Below are 2,905 nucleotides of genomic sequence, written 5' to 3'. Positions count from 1 at the left end.
GTCTTTCCTTTTCTTGTTGTTACGGTCATTATATCTGGTTATTCCCGGTCAGGCAATTCCGTCAGCTTCTTGTCCTTTTAGTTTGGCGGAAACAGCAGATAAATATTCTTTCAAAATAGGGATTAAATAATATTGATTGAAGCTATGAAGATCTAACTCAGAGCATAATATCCAAATATCATGTTCGTTATCGATAAAACAATCATTTAGATCCAAAAACTCCGCATAAGAAGCTATTTTTTCCTTTTCATTGAGTTGAAGAAATTTCCTCAATGATAAATATACCTGGAAGGCCAGCGTTCGAAATTCATACCATTTTCCTCTCTGGACTAAGAAAGGAAAAGATAGCAGGGTTAACAAGTCTATCTGACCGGTTTCCAGCTTATGTTTAAAAGTTGGATGGTTTTGGATTCCCTGTTCCGAGAAAATGGTCTGCCCATTTTCCATCATGTCAAAAGCAAATTCTGAAAACATTTCGACCAAAGAACTGACATCACAATTCAAACCCGCATTACTATATTCTTTAACCAAATAAACCGTTAATCGTTCATAAAAGGAAGCACTGGTGAGTGAAAATTTCTTTTCCTCTTGGTAAAAAGCTAGCAAAAGAGACAATCTGTTCCAATTGCTAAAAAATGGCCAAATATACCATGGTTTTTGATTCTCGAACATGTAAACTAGTTCTAATGCTTCTATAGTATCTTGCACGTTCTTTTTAATAAACTCAATAATTTCTTCGTTAGGTAGTTTCTCTGATACTCCTAACAAAGCATCCCGCTCCGTCTTTATTAATTCATCTGTCTTCTTTTCTGTTTGTTCCTCCTGTTTAATTTTTTCCTCTCTATTCTTCAACCTTTCCGCATCCAGCTGATTCTCAGCATCTTCATCATCCAGATAATCAAAATAGCCTCCAGCTAATCTCAAATCCTGCCAAAATTTATGACTATCATACAAATTATAACATTCCAATATTTCTGAATAAACTATATCAATAAGAAAATCGACACGTTCATCTTCCCCTTCTGAAGCGAAAAAATCTACATCATCAAGAAGTATCCATTTAATATAACGCTTAATCGTTTTATAGTTTATTTTCTTAAAATCAGCATATTCTTTAGGAAAAATCTTTGCAAATTTATCAAGTAGTAACAAATGTTCGGCAAACCTGGAATGTTCATAATAATCATTGATTAATCTACTTCCGTCCAAATCGTTTATGGCATTACCGCTTGAATCAAATAGGGGAATTCCACCATATCATCATAGGAAAATGGATAACCCTCCTCATGAAGAATCACGCATAGCCATTTAACTTTATCTCTAATGAATGCATCCATCTGAGCATTCTTATTGACCCCAAAATTAGACACAATATCATGTAGTTTTCTTACAATACAATCCTCGGGAACAACGTATACCGAAGGTTTATGCTCATAAGCATCTCCCTCTGCATAGGAATATTTTAAAGTATCAAACTCAGAAATAATTCTATTTGTTAGAAGTATTTCAAGGTTTTTTGGGAAAAGGACTTTTTCCCGGTCAAGGGCATTCTCTTCCAAACCTTCATCGATATAACGCTTTGAATCTGTAGTTTTAAATATAAAAAGAAGTTGGTTTATAAATGGGCACCCTTGGATAAGCATTTTGCCGTATTGAGGTAAGTTTTCTGCCAGATAGCGGCATAAAAAATCCTTGATGGATGGGTTTTGAAACTTAACCAAAATTCTTGATGTTCTTTTCTCCTTATTGGTTACAATCATTATTTTTTCCAGTTGGGCAATAATACTCTCAAACTCTTCTTCCTGAATTGGAATGTAATTGTGTCTACCAACCTCTATACAAGAATAAAAAGATTCTTTTAAATCGCTATACCTCGTGGGTTGCGATGATAATAGTAGAATGAGAGCGGTAAGCAGAGCTCCATATGTTAGTTTCATAAAAATTTCTTTCCAGAAATCGAATGGTTCATTTAAATAATTCAAAAATTTGTTATAAAATTGTCTGGGGTCATTATCTTTCATTAGCAATGAACCTTGATCAAGAAAATTTTCAATAATTCTTGGGTGATAATTGTTATGGTTGATAATTCGTTCATACCCATCAGCAATAACCTCGACATAATCCCACTCAAGTTTTTCTGAGAAATAAAGATGGTTAAACAAAATCCTTGCTTTGATTAAATCTGAATAGTCTCCGAGTTGGAGAAAACATTTACCAATATTAAATGCTAGTTTAAGTTGTTCATTTTGATATTCGGCCAAGCCTTGCTGTAATACATATCCCCGGGATGTCAAAATCAAAATTTGATTTCTCGATTTGGAAATTAGGTGAATAAACTTCAATAAATTTTTCTCCTCGTTAAGGGAAAGCTTTTCATCTTTAAAAATATCTCCCCAGAAATCATCAAAAAAGAAAACTTGTTTCTCTTTTTCTTTGTACATGCTAAGGGCTGAAGCTACTTTATTAACATAAATAAACTCCCTATAACTCAAATGCTGTAAATAATAGGCAGCTAGGCAACGCCCCAAAGTTGTCTTTCCAATTCCAGGCTCTCCAGATATTAATATGTATCTGTTCTTTTCTAAAATATCTAAAGCACGTTCAAAACTTTGGTTCTGAACAAAAACTGGAACAGTTTTCTTTATTTCCTCCAACTCAAATTTTGATTCAGTTAAGATCTCTCTATGGATAATCCCTTCAACAACTCGTTCAAAATGAGCAGTTAAAACATTGGTACTGCTAATCCACAATTTATAGTGACTTCGTTCAACATTATGATATGACTTTCCCCCGAATTGCTAGACACTCAAAAGAGGATGTACAATACATCATAAGGAGCTGAGTGAAAATGGCAAAAGAGAAACGGGTATTTACAAAAGAGTTCAAAGAGCAAGCCGTACAACTC

The 2,905-nt window shown here is 33.9% G+C and carries 2 protein-coding genes; both read right to left on the bottom strand.

The annotated features are described in order from the left end of the window. Window positions 1-48: 48 nt before the first annotated feature. Complete coding sequence (locus tag EDC14_RS27480) at window positions 49-1,152, bottom strand: hypothetical protein (RefSeq protein WP_243663133.1); 1,104 nt, start codon at window positions 1,150-1,152, stop codon at window positions 49-51. 62 nt (window positions 1,153-1,214) lie between these two features. After that, window positions 1,215-2,750 carry an nSTAND3 domain-containing NTPase gene (locus EDC14_RS27475; protein ID WP_243663132.1) on the bottom strand — a complete coding sequence of 512 codons (1,536 nt, stop codon included), beginning with the start codon at window positions 2,748-2,750 and terminating at the stop codon, window positions 1,215-1,217. Between the last annotated feature and the right edge of the window lie 155 nt (window positions 2,751-2,905).

Source organism: Hydrogenispora ethanolica (assembly GCF_004340685.1).
In the GTDB taxonomy this organism is placed as follows: domain Bacteria; phylum Bacillota; class UBA4882; order UBA8346; family UBA8346; genus Hydrogenispora; species Hydrogenispora ethanolica.
Note: the sequence above shows the minus strand (reverse complement) of the source record. Positions and strands in the feature narration are given on the sequence as shown.